The sequence below is a fragment of the Streptomyces sp. BHT-5-2 genome (assembly GCF_019774615.1).
Classification (GTDB): domain Bacteria; phylum Actinomycetota; class Actinomycetes; order Streptomycetales; family Streptomycetaceae; genus Streptomyces.
In genome coordinates this window covers 1,726,711-1,745,776 of sequence record NZ_CP081496.1, presented here as the reverse complement: position 1 = coordinate 1,745,776, position 19,066 = coordinate 1,726,711, and the positions used below count along the sequence as shown (strand labels likewise).

Sequence of the window (19,066 nt, the reverse complement as noted above, 5' to 3'; positions counted from 1 at the left end):
GCCCCGTGTTCACCATCGAGCCCACCCCCGAGCTGAGCCCACAACTGCTGCGGCTCCTCCCCGAGCAGGGGAGCTTCGAGTTACAGCACGACCAGGCGGGCAAGACGCACAACTGGCACCACCACAGCCTGGACGAGGAACTCTTCGTCATATCCGGCGAGGTCCTGCTGTTCTGGGTGGACGGCCAGGGCGAGTACCACGAGCGGCGTTGTGAGCCCGGTACGTGGATAACCCTGCCCGCCGGTACGCGGCACGGCTCGGTCGCCGGGGCCACGGACGTGGTGTACATGATCCGCCCCGAGAACGGGCGGACCGCCCGTACGACCTTCCTCGAACCCGCGGAATTCCCGCACCCCACCCCCTCGTTCGCACAGGGACGGGCATGACGACAACCGGCGACTCCGCCGCGGCGGCCCCCTCGGAGACCACCGAGGGGGCCCGCCTCCGCGGCCATCTGGGACTACCCGGCGCGATCGCGCTGGCGATCACGATCGTGGTCGGCAGCGGTGCGCTGGTGCTGCCCGGCATCGCCTATCGGCAGGCCGGCAGCGCGGCGCTGTACGCATGGGGTCTGGCGGCCGCCGTCACCGTGCCGCTGCTCATCGTCTTCGCCCGGCTCGGCGCGGCGTACCCGGGCGCGGGCGGCGTCGCCGGCTTCGTCCAGGCGGCGTTCGGGCGCCGATTGGCCGCCGGGGTGGAACTGCTCACGGTCGGCACCTTCGGTCTCGGCATCCCGGCGATCGCCCTGACCGGGGCCGGTTACCTCACCGTCCTGCCGGGGCTCACCGGCCTGCCCCGGCCGGCGGCCGCCGCCCTGCTGCTGTGCGTCGCCGCCGCCGTGGTGTTCAGCGGGGTCCGGCTGTCGACCGGCGTGCAGATCGTGCTGGCGACCGCGCTCACCCTCGGACTGCTGGGCGTCGGCATCCTGGCACTCACCCACGCCTCCCCGGCCGGCCATCTGCCACCGGCCACGTTCTCGTCGCTCACCACGGGCGCCCAGGCCATGGGGGTGGTCTTCTTCGCCTTCACGGGCTGGGAGATGCTCTCCTTCACCACCGAGGAGTACGCCAACCCCCGGCGGGACTTCCCGCGTGCCGTCATCCTGAGCTTCCTGATCGTGACGGTCATGTACGTGCTGCTCGCCCTCGGCGTACAGAGCCTGCTGCCGCGTGACGCCGCCACCACGGCGAGCGCACCCATCCAGGCGGTCGTCGCGCAGGCCGCCTCGCCCGCCGTCGGCTGGCTGGTCGCGGTGCTCGGCGTGGTCATCATCCTGGCCAACCTGGTCGGCGCGGTGTGGGGGGCCTCCCGGCTGGTGATGTCCAGCGCCCGCGAGGGGCTGCTGCCCAGCCCGCTGGCCCGGCTCCACCAGGGGGAGAACCCGCGCACCGCGGTAGTCGCCTGCACCACGGCGTTCCTCGTGGTGATCGCGACGGAGGCGTTCGGCTGGTCGTCGCTGGGCGGGCTGCTCTCCGTGGCGGGGAAGAACTTCTTCCTGCTCTACTTCCTGTGCGCCCTCGTCTACGCCCGGCTGTTCCGGGCGAGCCACCGCGTCCTGGGCATCGTCGTCTCCGTCGGCCTCGCCCTCATCGCCGGCGCGATGTTCGGCCTGGCCCAACTGGCGTACGCGGCCGTGCTGCTCGCGCTGGGCAGCGCGCTCTCCTCGATGCGCAAGGCGCGCTGACCCGCCCTGCCGCTTGCCGACCCCCGCCGCCTCCGGCATCCGCTGACCCAGCGGCGGCGGGGCCGCCAAGGCGTGTCCGTCACCGGGCGGGACAACGGGTGCCCGCACAGCGTGCCCGGGATGAAGTCGGCCGCGGGAGCGAAGACTTCGGGGCGGTGCCGGTGGAAAGGGAGACCGTGGCCGTCGGAGTGGACCTCGAAGCGGCAGATGTCCGGACCGGCTTGCCGCGGCCGGGGTCCGCCCGGGGCTCCGACCGCACGGAACGAGCCGCGCCGACGAGCCTACGCAGGCACGGACGGCGCAGGCACGGACGGCGCACGGCGGTCGCGGCCGTCGGGGTGGACGGGGCGACGGGCGCGGGTGGCCGGTCGGTACCGGCATACGTCTGATGGCCGGCGAGCCGAGCGTCCAGGCGCAGCGGCAGCGGCGGCGGCGGGCGACCGCCTTCCTTATCGTGGACAGCAAGGCGCCCACGCCGCCGGCACCGAGGCATGCGCCGTCCGAACCATGGCCTGACAGGGCATGGCAGGAAAGAGCCGCACATGGAGCAGGGAGAGGACCCGCTGCCGCCCGCGCTGCGGCTGCGCCTGGACGCCGAGTGGGACCGCGTCACCGAACGGCTCCGCGCCCTGGCCGACGCCCAGGAGCAGTTCCAGGGGCTGCTGGACGCCGCGCTCACCATCAGCCGGGAGCTGGAGCTGCCCGTGGTGCTGCGCCGCATCGTCACCACCGCGATGGACCTGGTCGGCACCCGCTACGGCGCCCTGGGCGTACTGGACGAGCAGCACACGGGCTTGTCGGAGTTCATCCCGGTCGGCCTCACCGACCGCGAGGTGGCCGACCTGGCCGGTGTCGGGCAGCCACAGGGCCGGGGGCTGCTGGGCCACCTGATCCACCACCCCGAACCGCTGCGGACCGACAACGTCCCGGCCCACGCCCACGCTGCCGGCTTCCCGCCCGGACATCCACCGATGCGCACCCTGCTCGGTGTGCCGATCAGCGTGCGTGGCGAGATCTACGGGGACCTGTACCTGGCCGAGCGGCTGGACGGGCAGCCCTTCGACGCGCACGACGAGAGTGTGGTGCTCGCCCTGGCCGGCGCCGCGGGCGTGGCCATCGACAACGCCCGCCTCTTCGAGCAGGTCCGCGCCGGAGCCGAACAGTTCCAGCGCCTGCTCCTGCCCCACCTGCCCGACCTGCGGCCCTTCACCGCGTCCGCGATCTACCGGCCGGCCACCGCCCCCGGGCTCCTGGGCGGGGACTGGTACGACGCCGTCCTGCTGCCCGACCACGCCTGCGCGGCCGTCATCGGCGACGTCGTCGGCCACGACATGCACGCCGCTGCCGCCATGGCGCAGACCCGCAACATGCTGCGCGCCCTGCTCTACGAGCGGCGCACCCCGCCCAGCGCCGTCCTCGCCCAGCTCGACCGCACCCTGTCCGCGATCACCGACAACCCCGTCACCACCGCCTGTCTGGCCCGCATCGAGCCCGCGGGAGACGCCTGGACGCTGCGCTGGAGCACCGCGGGCCACCTCCCACCGCTGTTGATCACCCCCGACGCCCGGACCGAGTATCTGCACGCCGACCCCGGCGTCCCCCTCGGCGTCGACATCGCCCAGCCCCGCCCCGACCACACCCACCCCCTGCCCGCCGGCGTCACCGTGATCCTCTTCACCGACGGGCTGGTCGAACATCCCCGGCACTCCCTCGACGCCGGTCTGAACGTCCTCGCCCGCATCGCCGCCGCTCACGCCGAGCTGCCCCTGGACGCGCTCTGCCGGACCCTGGCCGACCAGCACCCCGGCGACGGCCACGACGACATGGCCATCCTGGCCCTGCGCACCCCACCCCGTGCGTAACCGCACCCATCCGATCGGCGTCCACCGGGCGGCCACCGGCGGCCACCGGACTGCTCCGCCGCGTACTGGACTCCTCACGTCCTCCGCTCCTCATGTCCTCATGTCCTCATGAGGTCGTAGCCTGGGTGATGGGGAGCCGGTGGTGATGGCGCGGGCCGCCCCGCCGTAGGGCCGGGGCGTTCGGTGGCGGAACGCGGAAACGGTGAGCGGTGATGGCAGCGGCGTACGAGCGGATCGCGGACGAGCTTCGCGCGGCCATCCGCGCGGGGCGGCCGGCGCCCGGTGAACGGCTGCCGGCCGAGACGGCGCTCGCCGAGCGGTTCGGCCGGAGCGTGCCGACCGTCCGGGAGGCGCTCCGCGCGCTGCGGGACGAGGGCCTGGTCGAGAAGCGGCACGGCATCGGCACGTTCGTCCGCCGCCCGCGCACCATGGCCCGGCGCAGCAACCTCCGCCACCAGTGGGAGAAGGACCGGGCCCGCGCCCCCCGGGAGCAGCGGGCGCGGGCCGGGGCGACCGAGCGTGACACCGGCCTGGCGTCCGAGGAGCTGGTCTTCCGGGCCCGTTACCGCGAGTGCCCGGCCGACGCGGACCTCGCCGGGGTGTTCGGCGTCCCCGAGGGCACGGTGCTCCTCGAACGCGACTACCGGACCCGGTGCGCCGCCGAGCGCGCGCCCTTCAGCCTGGTGACCTCGTACCTCGTCCGCGAGCTGATCGCGGGGAACCCCGACCTGCTGGACGCGGCCGAGGAGCCGTGGCCCGGGGGCTCGCAGAGCCAGCTCCATTCCGTCGGCATCGAGCTGGACCGGGTCGAGGAGCGGGTCACCGCCCGTCCGCCGACGCACGAGGAGGCCGAGGAGCTGGAGCTGCCGCCCGGCACGTCCGTGCTGGTGCTCCGCAAGGTCTCCTACGACACCGACGGCCGCGCCGTGGACGTCGCCGATCTCGTCCTGCCCGGGGACCGCACGGAGCTCCGGTTCACGACTCCCCTGGAAAGGTGGTGAGCCGTGCGCCGGCGCATCCTCGTCGTCACGGCCGTCCATGCCCCCTCCGCGCGTTTCCTGCCGGAGGCGTACGCGTCGCTCCGCCGGCAGGAGCTGCCCGACGGGTGGGAGTGGCACTGGGTCGTCCAGGAGGACGGCAGGAGCACGGAGGTCGCTCCGCATCTTCCGGGCGACGACCCTCGGGTGACGTTCGGCCAGGGGCGGCCCGGCGGCCCGGCCGTCGCGCGCAACCTCGCCCTCGCGCGGACGGCGGGCGAGTACGTCAAGGTCCTGGACGCCGACGACCAGTTGGCGCCCGGTGCGCTCGCCCGCGACCTGGCCGCCCTCGAAGGCGATCCCGGCATCGGCTGGGCGACCTCGCGCGTCCTGGACCTGCTGCCGGACGGCTCCACCGTGGGTTTCGACGGGGAACCGGAGGACGGGCCGATCGAGTGCGGCGCCGTCCTGGACTACTGGGCGGCGCACGACTTCTATGCGCAGGTCCACCCCGCGTCCCTCTTCGCCCGGCGCGCCCTGCTGCTGGCACTGGGGGGCTGGATGGCCCTGCCGGCCTCCGAGGACACCGGGCTGCTGCTGGCGCTGAACGCCACCAGCCGTGGCTGGTTCTCGTCGGAGGTCGGGCTGCTCTACCGGAAGTGGCCCGGGCAGTTGACCGGCCAGGCGTCGCACCTCGAAGCCGCCGAGCGCACCGCCCGCATGGCCGTCATCGAGGCCCGGGCCCGGGAGTTGGCCCGCTTCCGGTGGAGCTACCCGGCCGCGGACGACTGACGGTCGCGGTCGAAGGGGAGGTCCAGCATGCGGATGGCGTTGCCGCGGAGGAGCTTGTAGGCGATGTCGGCGGGGAGGTGGCCGACGTGGTCGGCGGCCACGGCCTTGGTGTGCGGCCAGGTCGAGTCGACGTGCGGGTAGTCGGTCTCGAAGGTCGCGTTGTCGACGCCGACCGTCCTGATCGCCTCGACCCCGTGCTTGTCGCGGAAGAAGCAGCAGAAGATCTGCCGGTAGTAGTACGTCGACGGCGGCTCGGGGATGAGGCCCTTCACCCCGCCCCACGCCCGGTGCTCCTCCCAGACGTCGTCGGCCCGCTCCAGGGCGTACGGGATCCAGCCCATCTGGCCCTCGCTGTAGGCGAGTTTCAGCCGGGGGAACTTCACCAGTACCCCGCTGAAGAGGAAGTCCATCATCGAGGCCATCGCGTTGTTGAAGCTCAGTGACGCCTGGACGGCCGGCGGCGCGTCCGGGGAGGCCGCCGGCATCTGCGACGACGAACCGATGTGCATGTTCACCACCGTCCCGGTGTCTTCGCAGGCCGCGAAGAACGGGTCCCAGTATCCGGAGTGGATGGACGGCAGGCCCAGGTAGGTGGGGATCTCGCTGAAGGTGACCGCCCGGACGCCGCGCGCGGCGTTGCGCCTGATCTCGGCCACGGCGAGATCGATGTCCCACAGGGGGATCAGGCACAGCGGGATCAGCCGGCCGCCGCTGTCGCCGCACCACTCCTCCACCATCCAGTCGTTGTAGGCGCGGACGCAGGCCAGCCCGACCTCCTTGTCGTCGGCCTCGGCGAAGGTCTGGCCGCAGAACCGCGGGAAGGTCGGGAAGCACAGCGACGCCTCGACGTGGTTGACGTCCATGTCCGCCAGGCGGGCCTTGGGGTCCCAGCAGCCGCGCCGCATCTGGTCCCGGGTGATGCCGTCGAGCGTCATCTCGTCGCGGGAGAAGCCGACGGCCGCGATGATGCGCTTGTACGGGAAGAGCTGGCCCTCGTACTCCCACCAGTCGGTGATCTGACCCTCGGGGTCCGTGGTGAAGCGGTACTTGCCGCCGGCGTAGGCCAGTTCACCGATGCCGGCGGTGAGCGGTTTCGGGCCCCGGTCGCGGTACTTCCGCGGGAGCCACGTCTCGAAGAGGTGCGCCGGCTCGATCACGTGGTCGTCCACGCTGATGATCCTCGGGAGCTCCGCCGTTCCGCCGTGGGCGGCACCGACGCCGTTGCCGCCATGGACACCGTTGCCGCTGGTCATGCTCTACCCCCAACTACCGTGCGATCTGACGCTCCGTCAGTTCGGAGGTTAGGAGTTCGCCCCCGCAATCACAAGGGACATCGGGAAACTCGGCCTCTTGCACTCTCCGGCGCCTTCCGCTGAACTGACGCTCCATCAGATCGGTGGGGCGGAACGAGAAGGGCGGTTCGCATGCGGACGATCTGGCTCGACGGTGCCGAATGGCTCGCGGTGCTCCGCATCGGCCTCGGCCTGTGGTGGCTGGAGAGCTGGCGCCACAAGGACAAGAAGAGCTGGTTCGCCGGCGGCGGCATCACCTGGGCGGCGGGCATCGCGGCCGAACACCGCTGGCCCGCGGTCCGGAAGGGCTTCGACCGCATCGTCCGGCCGCGCCCGCGGCTGATGGCCCATGTCGTCGCCTACGCGGAACTGGCGCTGGGTCTGGGCCTGATCGCCGGACTGCTGACACCCGTCGCCCTGACCGCGGGCCTGCTCCTCAACCTCGTCTACCTGGTGCTGATGATCCACGACTGGGGTGAGCAGGGGCAGAACCTGATGATGGCGCTGATCTCCGGGACCGGGCTCTTCGCCATGTGCTGGCAGGACTGGTCGTTGGACAGGATTCTGGGGCTGTTCGTGTAGCGGTGGCGGGGGCCAGGGGACACAAGGGACCCGGGGGAGGCGTCAGTCGGTGAGGGTGATGCGGAAGACCGGGTGCTTGTGCGCGATGCGCAGCAGGGCCTCGTCGGAGGAGTCCGGGCCGACGCCGTCGAAGAAGGCGCCGACCTCCGCCTTCCAGCGCTTGAGGTAGGCGCGCAGCAGCTCGGGCTTCTCGCCGTCCGGGACCTCGACGGCGGTGAACGCCTGCGCCGTGCGCCCCAGGCGGAGTTCGCCGCCGCCCGCGGCGCGCATGTTGTGGGTCCACTGGACGTGGCCGCGCGCCGCGACGAGGTACTGCCGGCCGTCCACGGTGAGCGGGTTCACCGGGGTGCGGCGCCACTCGCCGCTCTTGCGGCCGCGGACCGCCAGCTCCTGGGAGCCGAAGACGCTGACGCCGCGCCGGGTGAACCAGCCGACGAACCGGTTCATCACGTGGACGGTCAGCCAGCCCGGCTTGACGACGTGGGGCCGGGTGGCTGCGTGCCGGCTGGTTTCCGCGTTCATGGGGAGCCTCCGGTGACGAGAGGGCGGGCGGGGGTGCGAGCGATCTGCCCGGTCAACAAACCGTGAGCAGTGCTCTCTGTGCGGATCAGTGTGCACGCGATCGACCGGCAAAGCAAGAGCAGTGCTCTCGGTATTGGTCGGTGCTTCCGTAACTGGCAGACTGGGGCGTCATGAGCGCCATCCAGGGAGCGCGGGAACGCGCACGCAGAGAAATCACCGCGGCCATCAAGGACGAGGCCCGCCGTCAGCTCGCCACCGAGGGGGCGGCCAAACTGTCGCTACGGGCCGTGGCCCGCGAACTCGGGATGGTCTCCTCCGCGCTCTACCGGTACTTCCCCAGCCGCGACGAGCTGCTCACGGCGCTGATCATCGACGCCTACGACGCCGTGGGCGAGGCGGCCGAGCGCGCCCTCGCCGAGGCCGGCACCGCACCCGTCGCCCGGTGGACGGCGGTCTGCCGCGCGGTCCGCGGATGGGCACTCGCGCATCCGCACGAGTACGCGCTGATCTACGGCTCGCCCGTGCCCGGCTATGCCGCACCCCAGGACACCACCGCCTCCGCGGCCCGCGTCGGGCTCGCACTGCTCGGGGTGGTCGAGGACGCGCAGCCGGCCGGCGGGACCCGGACAGCGGCACCGGCCGGTCCGCCGCTCCCGCAGGAGGTCCTGGACGACGCCGAGCAGCTCCGCAAGACGCTCGATGTGCGGCTGCCCGCGCCCGTCCTGGCGGTGGCCGTCGCGGCCTGGGCCGAGCTCTTCGGGCTGGTGAGCTTCGAGGTCTTCGGCCAGTTCAACCGGGTGGTCGAGGCCCGCGAGGCGTTCTTCGAGCAGGCCGTCGCCCGGCTTGCCCGGACTGTCGGGCTCGGGGACGGCGAGGGGTAGCCGCCACAGCACACTCCGCACACCGGCCGCGGCCGTCGGCCCGAGGGCCGCGCCCGTCAGCTTCGCCGGCCCTCGAACAGCTCCGCGTACAGGCCGCCCCGGGCGAGGAGTTCGGGGTGGGTACCCGATTCGGCGAGGTGGCCCTCGTCGAGGACGAGGATGTGGTCGGCGGTGGTGGCGAGGTCGAGGTCGTGGGTGATGACGAGGGTGGTGCGGCCGGCGGCGAGGCGGTGCAGGGGGCCCAGGATGCGCTGGGCGGCGAGGGTGTCGAGGCCGGTGGTGGGCTCGTCGAGGATGAGGACCGGGGCGTCGCGGAGCATCGCACGGGCGATGGCGACCCGTTGCAGCTGGCCGCCGGAGAGGGCGGCGGTGGAGGGGGCGATGACCGTGTCGTAGCCGTCCGGGAGGGCGGTGATGAAGGAGTGGGCGTCGGCGGCCTGGGCGGCCAGCACGACCTCGCGGTCGGTCGGGACGGGGTTGTCGCGGCCGCAGGCGATGTTCTGCGCGATGGTGTCGTGGAGGACCAGGGTCTGCTGCGGGAGCAGGGTGATGTTGCGGCGCAGGTCGGCGAGGGAGAGGCGGTCGACCGGGATGCCGTCGAGGCGGATGCTGCCGGCGTCCGGGTCGTAGAAGCGCAGCAGGAGGGCGGCGAGGGTGGACTTGCCGGCGCCGCTGGGGCCGGTGACGACGAGGAACGCGCCGGGGTGCGCGGTGAAGGAGAGCGCGGCCAGGGCGTGCTGGTCGGGGGCGGCGTTGGGGTAGCGGAAGGTGACGGCGCGCACGGCGAGTTCGCCGCGGGCGCGGTGCGGGAACGGCGTGGTGCGGGAGGGCGGCGGGTCGGTGACGGCGGGGCGGGCGTCGAGGATCTCCAGCAGGCGGTCGGCGGCGGCGGTGGCCGCGGTGGCGGTCAGTCCGAGCTGGCCCAGGGAGCGGATGGGCGGGTAGAGGTAGCCGATGAAGGCGGCGAAGGCGAGGAGCTGGCCGAGGGTCATCCGGCCGGCCGAGATCTCCCAGGCGCCGAGGCCGATGATGGCCAGCACGCAGAGGGTCTCCAGCACCTCGACGAGCTGCTCGTAGAGGGCGTTGAGGCGGGCGCTGACGACGGAGGCGCGCAGCCAGCGGAGGGCGACCTGGCCCAGGCGGGCCTCCTCGTCGCGCTGGCGGTTGTACGCCTGGGTGAGGACGACGTTGACCAGCGTCTCCTCGACGACGGAGGTGAGGGCGCCGTCGGCCGCCCGCAGACGGCGGGAGACCACGCGCAGCCGGCCGGTGAAGCGGCGGGTCGCGGCGAAGAAGACCGGGGCGGCGACGAAGGTGGCCAGCGCCAGTTCCCAGCGCAGCCAGAGCGCGGCGGCGCCGTAGAAGAGCACGCTGAACAGGGCCGTGCAGGCGCTCACCAGGCCGCTGACCACGAGGCGTTCGATGGCGTCGACGTCGCCGGTCAACCGTTCCACGAGGTCGCCGCGACGGTTGCGCTGGAAGAAGTGCGGCGGGAGCGTCTGGAGGTGGGTGAAGACGCGGGCCCGCAGGCGCAGCAGGAAGCGTTCCGCGGTCCAGGCCGCGAGGGAACTGCCGAGGTAACCCACCACCGCGCCGGTGACCGCGACGGCGAGCCAGGTGCCGGCCGGGTCCCAGAAGGCGCTGACCGAGCCCTTGGCGAGGGCCTGGTCGGTGAGTTGGGCGAAGAGGAGGATCGTGATCGTTTCGGCGAGGGCCGCGATGACGGCGAACACCCCCACCAGCAGCATCCAGCGGCGGTCGCCCCGGGTCAGCGGCCAGAAGCGGTGGAACGCCTCCACGGGCCCGACGTGGCGGGTCAGGATGGGGGCGTCGGTGGGGAGTTGGGCGTGCGGGGGCTGCGGCGGTTCGGGTGCCGTTGCCGGTGGCTGCTGCGTCGGCGACCGGCCCCCGGCGGGGTCCGGTACCGGTTCCGGTACCGACCCGGCGGACTCCGGGGCGGGATACGGGCGTTCTCTGCGCAGATCCATGATCGCCACGTGCGGTACGGGCCGCTGAAGAGCGGGTCGGCAGCCCACGAGGCCGGCTCGCGTCACACTCGCGAGCCCGCCTCGGGCTGCTCATCAGGCCCGTGAGCCCGAATCACATGTCATTTGATCGTCAGTGGTTTGCCCATGGTCGTCAGCTACCGTCCACGGCCCATGACAGGACCCGACGGCGCGACAACACCGTGGCAACTACCTGAAGAAGCCACCGTAGCCACGGCCGCCACGTCCACCGAATCCGAAGAATCCGCCGTAGCCGCGTCCGTAACCGCGTCCGTAACCACGTCCGTAGCCGTAGCCGTAGCCCCAGCCATCACCGTGACCGTGGCCACCGCCACCGCCGCACGAGCGGTTGCGGGGGAAGAATGCCTTGAAGGTCATCTTCTCCTCCTGAGAATCGGGCTTCGCCGCGACCTTCCCGGACCGTGCTCTGTATGGCGATTCGGCACGTTCCCGTCGGGGCGTCCCCTTCGGTCCGTTCCGGCTGAACGTTCCGGCCGCGACACCACTGACCCTACGACTCACCACCCGTCCCAACAAGGGCATTGTGTGAAAATTCAGGCAAAACGGGCAGGTCACGATGGGTGGAGGGGTAGTCGCTCATGGTCGCTCGGGGCGGCCTTCGGTGGCGATCCCGCCGATGGCGGGGCCCTTTCAGGCCGCGGGCGGCGCCCTCTCGGGGATGCGGGGCGGCCTGCTGAGGCGCCGGGCCGTGGCGCTGCCACTGATCGGACGGCTCGCCGATCTCGACGCGGCGTGGTCGCGGGCGCTGCTGACACCATCGGCCGAGGCCCTGCACACGAGCCGGCTCGCCGGACGCATCGCGGAACTGACCGTCACTCGGGCCGGGGCGGTCGCCGCCCACGGCGCCGAACTGCGGCGCATCGAACGGGATCTGCACGACGGCGCACAGAACCAGCTGGTGGCACTGCCCATGCCGTTGGGGCTGGCGCGGTGCTGACCGCACCGACCTACCTCGACCGCAGGCCCGGACCATCGCCGACGGCGTAGCACCGACGTGTTTCACGTGAAACACCCACCTTTTCAGGCGAGTTGACTCGGTGGCGACGGTTTCACGTGAAACAGTCCGCGGTTTCACGTGAAACACTGCGCGATTCCGCCTAGTTCAGCCCGCCGCGGCTGCGCCCGCCCCCACCGGCCCGTCCGTCTCCCCCGGCCCCTCCTCACGCCCCTTCCCCTCCCGCTCCCCTTCCTCCTGCCCCTGCCCCTGCCCCTGCCCCTGCTCCGCCCAGATGATCTTCCCGTTGGCCGTGTAGCGGGTGCCCCAGCGGCGGGTGAGCTGAGCGACGATCAGCAGCCCCCGGCCGCCCTCGTCCGTGGTGCGGGCGTGCCGCAGATGCGGCGCGGTACTTCCGGTGTCGGAGACCTCGCAGATCAGGGCGGCGTCCTGGCGGATCAGACGCAGGGTGATCGGGCCGCTGCCGTGCCGGATGGCATTGGTGACCAGTTCGCTGACGACCAGCTCGGTGGTGAACCGCAGCGCCTCCAGCCCCCAGACCGACAGCTGCCGCCCGACGAGATTCCGAGCGCCGGCGACCGCGGCGGGATCGGTGGCCAGGTCCCAGGAGGCGACCTGACTGGCGTCCAGGGCGTGCGTCCGGGCCAGCAGCAGCGCGGCGTCGTCGGACGGCGGGCCGGTCAGCAGCGCCGAGACGACGTTCCCGCCGATCTCCTGGAGCGTCCTGCCGGGCTCGGCCAGGGCGCGGCTCAGCCGGGCCATGCCCACTCCGATGTCCCGGTCGGCGGTCTCGACCAGGCCGTTGGTGAAGAGCGCCAGCAGACTGCCCTCGGCCAGCTCCAGTTCGACCGCTTCGAAGGGCAGTGCGCCCAGGCCGAGCGGCGGCCCGGCCGGCAGGTCCGGGAACTCCGCGGTGCCGTCCGGGGCGAGCACGGCGGGCGGCAGATGGCTGGCGCGGGCCATCGTGCAGACCCGGCTGACCGGGTCGTACACCGCGTACAGGCAGGTGGCGCCCATGAATCCGGCGGAGGGGGCGACCGCGCCCTCCTCGCCACCCGCGCCGCCGTCCCGGCGGGTCTCCATCAGCCCGATCACCAAGTCGTCGAGTCGGGCGAGGAGTTCGTCCGGCGGGAGGTCCAGGTTGGCCAGGGTGCGGACCGCGGTGCGCAGCCGGCCCATGGTGGCCGCGGCGTCGATGCCGTGCCCGACGACGTCCCCGACGACCAGTGCCACCCGCGCCCCGGACAGCGGGATGACATCGAACCAGTCGCCGCCCACCCCACCCGGGGCGTCCGCCGGGTAGTACCACGACGCCACGTCCAGCGCCGCTCCACCGGCCAGCGCGTGCGGCAGCAGGTTGCGCTGCATCATCCGGGCCGCGGTGCGCTCGCGGGTGAAGCGCCGCGCGTTGTCGAGACACACCGCGGCGCGGGCGACCAGCTCCTCGGCGAGCCGCACGTCGTCCGCCTCGAAGGGCCCCAGCCGCCGGGACCGGACGAAGGTCGCCGCGCCGAGCGTGACGCCGCGGGCCCGCACCGGGGCCACCATCACCGACCGGTACCCGAATCTCCGCACCACCTCGGCCCGCCGCGGGTCCTCGGCCACCCAGGTGCTGTCGGCGCTCAGCAGCCGCTCCACCACCGACTCCCCGGAGAGAAGGCAGCGTGCGATCGCCGACCACGGCGCCCGCCGGACCGCCTCGCCCACCGCCAGCGCGGCCTCCGGGCACCCCTCGTGGACCGACCGCTGCCCCGCCCGCCGCATCGTCGGCGTGCTGTCGACCGGCCCGGGGACGGGCTCCTCACCGCGCAGTACGGAGTCCAGCAGGTCGACCGCCACGAAGTCGGCCAGCGGCGGCACCGCCACGTCGGCCAGCTCCTGCGCGGTCCGGGTCACGTCGAGGGTGCTGCCGATCCGTGCGCTGGCGTCGTTCAGCAGCGCCAGCCCCTCCTGGGCCCGCCAGCGCTCGGTGACGTCGATGACCATGTACCAGATGCCCACACCGCCGCCGTGCGGGCCGGTCAGCCGGAAGAACGACGCCGCATAGGCCCGCTCCTGGGCGGGATCGGCGTAGGTGGGGCTGCGGAACTCGTAGTCCATCACCGGCGTGCCGGTCTCCAGCACCCGCGCCATCCGCTCCTGGAACGCCTCGGCCTCCAACCGCGGCAGCACCTCGTCCACGGTGCGGCCCAGCCGCCGCTCCAGCGGGATCAGGCGCTCCAGTACGGCGTTCACCCAGACGTAGCGCAGGTCGGTGTCCAGCACGGCCAAGCCGACCGGGGAATGCACCAGAAACGGCTCCAGCATCAGCTGGTTCACCCCGCCGCCGGGGACCCGCCACTCCTCCAGCGCGACCACCGACCACCGGCCGGCGTCGGCCGTGCCGCCGCCCGCCGCGGTGATCACCGGCGACACCTGAAGGGCGAGCTGGATCGCGTGCCCGTCCCGGTGCCGGGCCGCCACCGACCCGCTCCACCCGTCCCCCGCCCAGCGCGCCACCGCCGCGACCCGTGCCGCGTCCCCCGGTACGGCCAGCAGCTCCACGGCGGCGCGGCCCAGGACCTCCGCCGCCGAGTACCCCAGCATCCGCTCGGCGGCCGGCGTCCAGGCGATCACCACGCCGCGCCCGTCCAGCTCGGCGGCGGCCGCGGAGGCGATGTCACAGGCCCGGCCCAGCCCCTCGCCCGACCCGCCGCCCGGCCGCTCCGGCCGGTCATTCTCCGAGGTCATCGCATCGCCAGTCCGTTGCAGCCGGTTCCGCATCATGCCCATTTTAGAATCAATCCGGCATTCGGGATCAGTCGCCGCCGGCCCCGAACATCCGGCCCCACCCCGCCGGACTCGGCCCACTACCCTCCCGATCCCGCCCCCGCCGCCCCGGCCGCCCCCGCCAGCCCCGCCAGCCGTGCCGCCGACGTGCCCAGCCCGCTCGGGGCCGGGATCCAGCCGGGCGTGCCGGGCCGGTGGCGCAGGTACTCGGTGCGGTAGCGACGGCACTCGCGGTGCCAGGTGAGGGTGCCGGCGAGCCAGTTGCGCAGGTCCCCGACGTAGCCGTCGACGGCGGCACGGGCCTCGGCGGTCAGCTCGAAGTCGTCGTACAGAACCGGGAGTTGGTGAGCCGCGACGTGCTGGAACTCGCGCATGCGGGAGGTCGCCAGGTCGTGCACGACGGCCAGCGCGGACGGGTGGTCGCAGTCGAAGAAGTTCTGCACGACGAGGATCGCGTTGTGGACCTCGCCCTCGTACTCGATCTCCTTCTGGTACGAGAAGACGTCGTTGACCAGGCAGGCGTAGTCGGCGGCGGCGTTCTCCAGGGAGCGCATCGGGCCGCTGCGGTGGATCTCCGGCGGCACCCGGCGATCGTGGCCGAGCCGGCACAGGCTCATGGTGACGTCGGAGCCGAAGGTGGCGCGGCGCATCTCGATGTAGTCGACCGGGTCCGGGACGCGGTGCAGCACCGTGTTGTCCAGCTCCCAGAGCCAGCCGGCCGTCAGCGTCTCGATGGCGCCCTTGAAGGCACGCCGGGCGTCGACGGTCATCGGCCCGGCGGTACGGCGCCAGAGGTCGGCGAGGCCGCGTTCGAGGGCGTCGGCCGGCGCGGGGGCCGCGTCGGGCTCCTCGACGGGCATCAGGGCGGAGAGCCGCTTGGTGGCGGCCCGGGCGCCGGCGACGTTGCGGGGCCGGCCGAAGACCACGGGGTGGTAGTCGTCGGCGTAGGCGCCCCAGGCCAGCCACTGGGTGTCGAGGTCCAGCTCGTCCGGGGTGGCGTCGGGGTGCCGGCCGGCCGCGTACAGGGCGAGGTCGAAACGGTTCAGCGCGTCCTCGTCCCAGATGCCGGAGAGCGGCACGCCGGGCTGTGGCCGGAGCAGTCCCATCCGGTGCGCCCAGGTGACGACGTTGCGCCGGGACGCCTCCAGGTGGGGGCTGAGCGTGGTGGTGAACGGCATGTGGAAGTCGGGGAGTTGGACGGTCCCGACCTTTCGGTGGGGGGTGTGGGTGCGGCGGTGGAGCCGCTGGGCGGCGGCGGTGCGGAGGGCGATCGGCAGGTCGGCGGCCCAGGCGCCCGGACCGAGCACCCCGGCGGCCGCCCGGCCCAGCCCCTCGGTGCCCAGCCCGCCGAAGACCAGCGGCGACCAGGGAGCCGCGGCGCCGCCCGGCTCGCCCGCCCCGCCGCCGTTCATGTAGCGGCTGGAGCGCAGATGCCACTCATGGCCGCCGGACTGCCAGTCCTGCAGGCCCTTGGCGTACGCGAGGACGGCGGCGCAGCCGGCCGGGTCCAGGCCGCGGTCGGCGAAGAGCACCGGCAGTTCGGTGAAGACGGTGTCCTCGAACTGCTGCAACCGGGAGGTGATCACGTCGTTGACCGCGTCCGCGGCCTCCTGGGTGGTGCAGTCCAGGAACGTCTCCAGGACCAGCACGCCATTGCTCAACTCCCCCTCGTCCTCGGTCTCCCGCTGGTACGAGAAGAGGTCGTTCCGCAGGTGGACGCTGTCCGAGAAGGTGTCCTTGAGGACGCGCAGGGGGCGGGAGCCGGCGACCGCCGCCGGGACCTCGGCACCGGTCGCGTACTCCACCAGCCCCGCGGACCAGGGGGCGCCGCCCACCTTCCGGCGCATCTCGACGTACTCGACGGGGTTCGGGATCCGGTTGATGTCCATGTTGGAGAGTTCCCAGAGGGACTCGTTCAGCAGGTGTTCGGTGCTCTCGGCGAACCGGCGGCGCCAGTCCGGCGACATCGACGGCACGGTGCGCGCCCACAGGTCCGCCAGCCCCGCCTCGACCTGGTTGGTCGGCTCCGGGACGGGAGTGTGCAGATCCATCGGCATGAACGCCGGCAGCCGGTCGAGGTACGCCTTGCCGCCCTCCCGGTCCAGGGTGCGTTTGAACTTCTCCAGGAAGTGGTCGTCGAAGAAGAAGACCCACACGTACCAGTCGGTGACGAGGTTGAGCGCCTCCTCCGAGCACTCCGGGTGGGTGTAGGCACACAGCAGGGCGTAGTCGTGGGCGTCGAGATCCCGCTGGTCCCAGATGCCGGAACCTTCCAGCATGTTCATCTCCCGCGCCCAGCGCCCGGAGTGCGCCCGCGCGGCCTGAAGGTGCGGGTTCAGCCGGGCCGGATGCGGCAGGTAGAAGTGCGGCAGGGTGAACGGCTGTCCCTTGGGCGCCGTGGGCTGCGCCGAGGGCTGCGCTGCGGTCTGCGCTGCGGTCTGCGCCGACGTGGTCCGCGACGACGTGGTCCGCGACTGTGACTGCGTCACCGTTGGTGGCCTCTCCCGATACCGATGCCCCTCCGTACGGACGGTGCGCACGGAAGGAGGGCGCGCCGGAGCGCCCCATTGACGGGCGCAGCACTACCCCGGCGGCGGCCGCACTAGGCCCGTCCGGTCACGCCCACGCCGAACTGGCACTCTTTCGGGTTCAGTTCACGGGGAAAGGCCGCGATGCGTGGGGCTCCAGGGCTACGCGCGGCCGCTCGCGGCCCGGTGCAGGGCCAGTTCCGCCAGCGCCTCCGGGGCGCCCGCCTGGCCGCGAACGCCCGGGAAGGCGTTGATGTCGACGATCAGCGGAACTCCGGCGCCGGCGTGCAGCACGTCCACGCCGTACACCTCCAGGCCGAAGACCTCTCCGACGTGCAGTGCGCTCTCGATCCAGGCGGCGGGGAGGGCGGCGGGCGGCAGCGGCAGGTTCGGGCCGCGGCCGCCGGGCGCCAGTTCGGAGCGGCGGCGGGCGGCGAACGGCTGGCCGCCGACGATCCACAGCTTGTGGTCCCAGCCGCTGTTGGCGGTGAACTCCTGGACGATCACGGGCTCTTCGCGCCAGGCGGTCGCCAGTTCCACCAGCTCGGCGGCGGTGTCGACGCGCGCCACCAGGTCGTCCCGGCGGCTGTGGCGGCTCTTGAGGACGAGCGGGAAGCGGAGGTCCGGCGCGGCGGACGCCAGCGCGCCGACCGTCGCCGTCCGCAGGGTCTCCGCGAACGGCAGCCCGGCCGCACGGGCCACCTCGGCCATCCCGACCCGGTCCTGACAACGGGCCGTGGCTTCCGCCGAGTTGACGACCGGCGCACCCCGCTCCTCCAGCCGGGAGGCGAGGGCCAGCGCGTCCGGCGTCCGCGCCTTCAGCAGATAGACGTCGGCGAGCGGGCCGGATTCCAGCCGGTCGGGGCCGTCCGGGCCGGGGAACGGTACCCCGTCCGGGCCGGCGAACGTCACCCGGTGGCCGGCCCCGCGCAGCACCCCCGCCGCCGCCGACAGCAGCGGATGGCCGGGATCCGCGCTGATCATCCCGACCCTCATCGCGCGCCCCCGACCGCCCCGGCCGCCTCTGCCTCCGCCCACGGCCCGCCCTGGCGCCCGATGAGGGACAGGGCCGGCGCCGGTGCGTGGTCGCTGCCGTGGCGGGCCAGCCGCAGCACCGCCGCGGAGACCCGGGCGACCGCGTCCGGCACCTTCCGGAAGCTCGGGAAGTCGTTGATGTCGACCACCACCGGCCCGTCCGGCCCCAGCAGCACATCGACCCCGTACAGGTCGAGCCCGAAGGCCGTGCCGACCTCGGCGGCGATCCGGGCGACCTCGGCCGGCAGCGGAACCTGCCGTTCCGTCATGGGCTGCCCGGGGTGCAGCGGGGAGCGGCGCTCGGTCGCGTAGAGGTCGCCGGCGACGCAGTAGACCTTCAGATCGACCCCGGAGTTGGGGACGTAGGGCTGCGCGATCAGCATGCCGCCGGCGGCCTCCGCGCCACCGTCCGGCTCCGTGCCACCGCCCACCGCCACGCCGCCGGGCGGCGCCTCGACCGCCCCGCATCCCAGCTGATCGGGCCGCTCCACCAGCCGCACCGCGCGCCCCGAACTGCCGTCGGCCGGCTTCACCACCAGCGGGAACTCCGCCTGGGGCAGCTCCGCGAACTCCCCGGCCCGCACCGCCGCGTACGTCATCGGCACCGGCAGCCCGCCGGCCCGCGCGATCACCGCGGCAAGCGCCTTGTCCCGCACGCCCCGTATGGCCCGTACGTCGTTCACCGTGGTCAGCCCGGTGGTCGCGGCCGCCTCCAGCAGGGTCAGCCCCGGCCCGCCGGAAACGGTCTTGAGCACCCACGCGTCATGCCGGCCGTCGGCCACCGCCTCGGACAACTCGGACATCCGGATCAGCGAACGGCCCGGCCAGAGGACGTCCACCCGGTGTCCCCAGGCACGGAGTTGGGCGATGACGTCCCGTGGCATGCCGTCGTGGCGGTACTGCTCCTCCACCAGGAAGCAGAGTCTCATCGATGCACCCTTGTATCGCCGCACGTCCACTCGTATCGCCAACCGCCCGCCGCGGTCGGCGGACGTCTCCCCGTGTCGCCGTACGCACACCGTCCGCCCGGCGGAAACATGACGCACCAGGATCGCATGCGGCGATCCAACGGCCGGCCGTGGCACCGGCGGCCGTCCTGGATGCCGTGTTTCGGCGACGTTACGCCACCAGTCGGGACCTGGGAACACATCGTGAGCTGG

15 protein-coding genes and 2 pseudogenes are annotated in these 19,066 nt (G+C 73.0%); 8 read left to right on the top strand and 9 right to left on the bottom strand.

The features are described from left to right. The first annotated feature begins 5 nt into the window (after window positions 1-5). On the top strand, window positions 6-386 hold the full coding sequence (locus K2224_RS07660; RefSeq protein WP_221905859.1) for a cupin domain-containing protein: 381 nt from the start codon (window positions 6-8) through the stop codon (window positions 384-386). Next, a complete protein-coding gene (locus tag K2224_RS07655) occupies window positions 383-1,684 on the top strand; it encodes an APC family permease (protein ID WP_221905858.1) in 1,302 nt (433 codons plus the stop codon). The genes K2224_RS07660 and K2224_RS07655 overlap by 4 nt, the downstream gene beginning before the upstream one ends. A 12-nt stretch (window positions 1,685-1,696) precedes the next feature. On the opposite strand, the pseudogene K2224_RS40315 reads toward K2224_RS07655, so the two are convergent. After that, window positions 1,697-1,899 (bottom strand): annotated as a pseudogene (locus K2224_RS40315) (alpha/beta hydrolase); the annotation flags it as partial. 327 nt (window positions 1,900-2,226) lie between these two features. On the opposite strand from K2224_RS40315, the gene K2224_RS07650 reads away from it, so the two are divergent. The 3 genes from K2224_RS07650 (at window position 2,227) to K2224_RS07640 (ending at window position 5,315) form a co-directional block, all read left to right on the top strand. Then, complete coding sequence (locus K2224_RS07650) at window positions 2,227-3,546, top strand: PP2C family protein-serine/threonine phosphatase (RefSeq protein ID WP_221905857.1); 1,320 nt, start codon at window positions 2,227-2,229, stop codon at window positions 3,544-3,546. 212 nt (window positions 3,547-3,758) lie between these two features. Next, window positions 3,759-4,547: a GntR family transcriptional regulator gene (locus tag K2224_RS07645; RefSeq protein ID WP_221905856.1), complete on the top strand. Its 789-nt coding sequence runs from the start codon at window positions 3,759-3,761 to the stop codon at window positions 4,545-4,547. Between the two features lie 3 nt (window positions 4,548-4,550). Then, on the top strand, window positions 4,551-5,315 hold the full coding sequence (locus tag K2224_RS07640; protein WP_221905855.1) for a glycosyltransferase: 765 nt from the start codon (window positions 4,551-4,553) through the stop codon (window positions 5,313-5,315). Here K2224_RS07640 and K2224_RS07635 read toward each other — a convergent pair. Then, on the bottom strand, window positions 5,294-6,568 hold the full coding sequence (locus K2224_RS07635) for an amidohydrolase family protein (RefSeq protein ID WP_221905854.1): 1,275 nt from the start codon (window positions 6,566-6,568) through the stop codon (window positions 5,294-5,296). The genes K2224_RS07640 and K2224_RS07635 overlap by 22 nt on opposite strands. A gap of 171 nt (window positions 6,569-6,739) precedes the next feature. Here K2224_RS07635 and K2224_RS07630 point away from each other — a divergent pair, with 171 nt between their 5' ends. Continuing rightward, a complete protein-coding gene (locus tag K2224_RS07630) occupies window positions 6,740-7,189 on the top strand; it encodes a DoxX family membrane protein (RefSeq protein ID WP_221905853.1) in 450 nt (149 codons plus the stop codon). Between the two features lie 42 nt (window positions 7,190-7,231). Here K2224_RS07630 and K2224_RS07625 read toward each other — a convergent pair whose 3' ends face one another. Further along, window positions 7,232-7,711 (bottom strand): nitroreductase family deazaflavin-dependent oxidoreductase, encoded by a 480-nt coding sequence (locus K2224_RS07625; RefSeq protein ID WP_221905852.1) that lies wholly within the window; start codon window positions 7,709-7,711, stop codon window positions 7,232-7,234. 170 nt (window positions 7,712-7,881) lie between these two features. On the opposite strand from K2224_RS07625, the gene K2224_RS07620 reads away from it, so the two are divergent. Continuing rightward, on the top strand, window positions 7,882-8,592 hold the full coding sequence (locus tag K2224_RS07620) for a TetR/AcrR family transcriptional regulator (RefSeq protein WP_221905851.1): 711 nt from the start codon (window positions 7,882-7,884) through the stop codon (window positions 8,590-8,592). A gap of 56 nt (window positions 8,593-8,648) precedes the next feature. On the opposite strand, the gene K2224_RS07615 is transcribed toward K2224_RS07620, so the two are convergent. Next, window positions 8,649-10,580, bottom strand: coding sequence for an ABC transporter transmembrane domain-containing protein (locus tag K2224_RS07615; protein ID WP_399017953.1), 1,932 nt, complete (start codon window positions 10,578-10,580; stop codon window positions 8,649-8,651). 207 nt (window positions 10,581-10,787) lie between these two features. Then, complete coding sequence (locus K2224_RS07610; protein ID WP_221905850.1) at window positions 10,788-10,976, bottom strand: hypothetical protein; 189 nt, start codon at window positions 10,974-10,976, stop codon at window positions 10,788-10,790. Window positions 10,977-11,280: 304 nt separating this feature from the next. Here K2224_RS07610 and K2224_RS07605 point away from each other — a divergent pair. Continuing rightward, window positions 11,281-11,550: pseudogene (locus tag K2224_RS07605) on the top strand (sensor histidine kinase); the annotation flags it as partial. Window positions 11,551-11,721: 171 nt separating this feature from the next. Here the strand turns inward: K2224_RS07605 and K2224_RS07600 are convergent. The 4 genes from K2224_RS07600 to K2224_RS07585 form a co-directional block, all read right to left on the bottom strand. Next, a complete protein-coding gene (locus K2224_RS07600; RefSeq protein ID WP_221905849.1) occupies window positions 11,722-14,304 on the bottom strand; it encodes a SpoIIE family protein phosphatase in 2,583 nt (860 codons plus the stop codon). Between the two features lie 119 nt (window positions 14,305-14,423). Then, window positions 14,424-16,715, bottom strand: coding sequence for a terpene synthase family protein (locus K2224_RS07595; RefSeq protein WP_399019979.1), 2,292 nt, complete (start codon window positions 16,713-16,715; stop codon window positions 14,424-14,426). Between the two features lie 318 nt (window positions 16,716-17,033). Further along, complete coding sequence (locus K2224_RS07590) at window positions 17,034-17,867, bottom strand: RimK family alpha-L-glutamate ligase (protein WP_221905847.1); 834 nt, start codon at window positions 17,865-17,867, stop codon at window positions 17,034-17,036. Further along, the gene (locus tag K2224_RS07585) at window positions 17,864-18,835 is read right to left on the bottom strand and encodes a RimK family alpha-L-glutamate ligase (protein WP_221905846.1); all 972 of its coding nucleotides are present in this window, start codon (window positions 18,833-18,835) and stop codon (window positions 17,864-17,866) included. Before K2224_RS07585 ends, K2224_RS07590 begins: the two co-directional genes overlap by 4 nt. Between the last annotated feature and the right edge of the window lie 231 nt (window positions 18,836-19,066).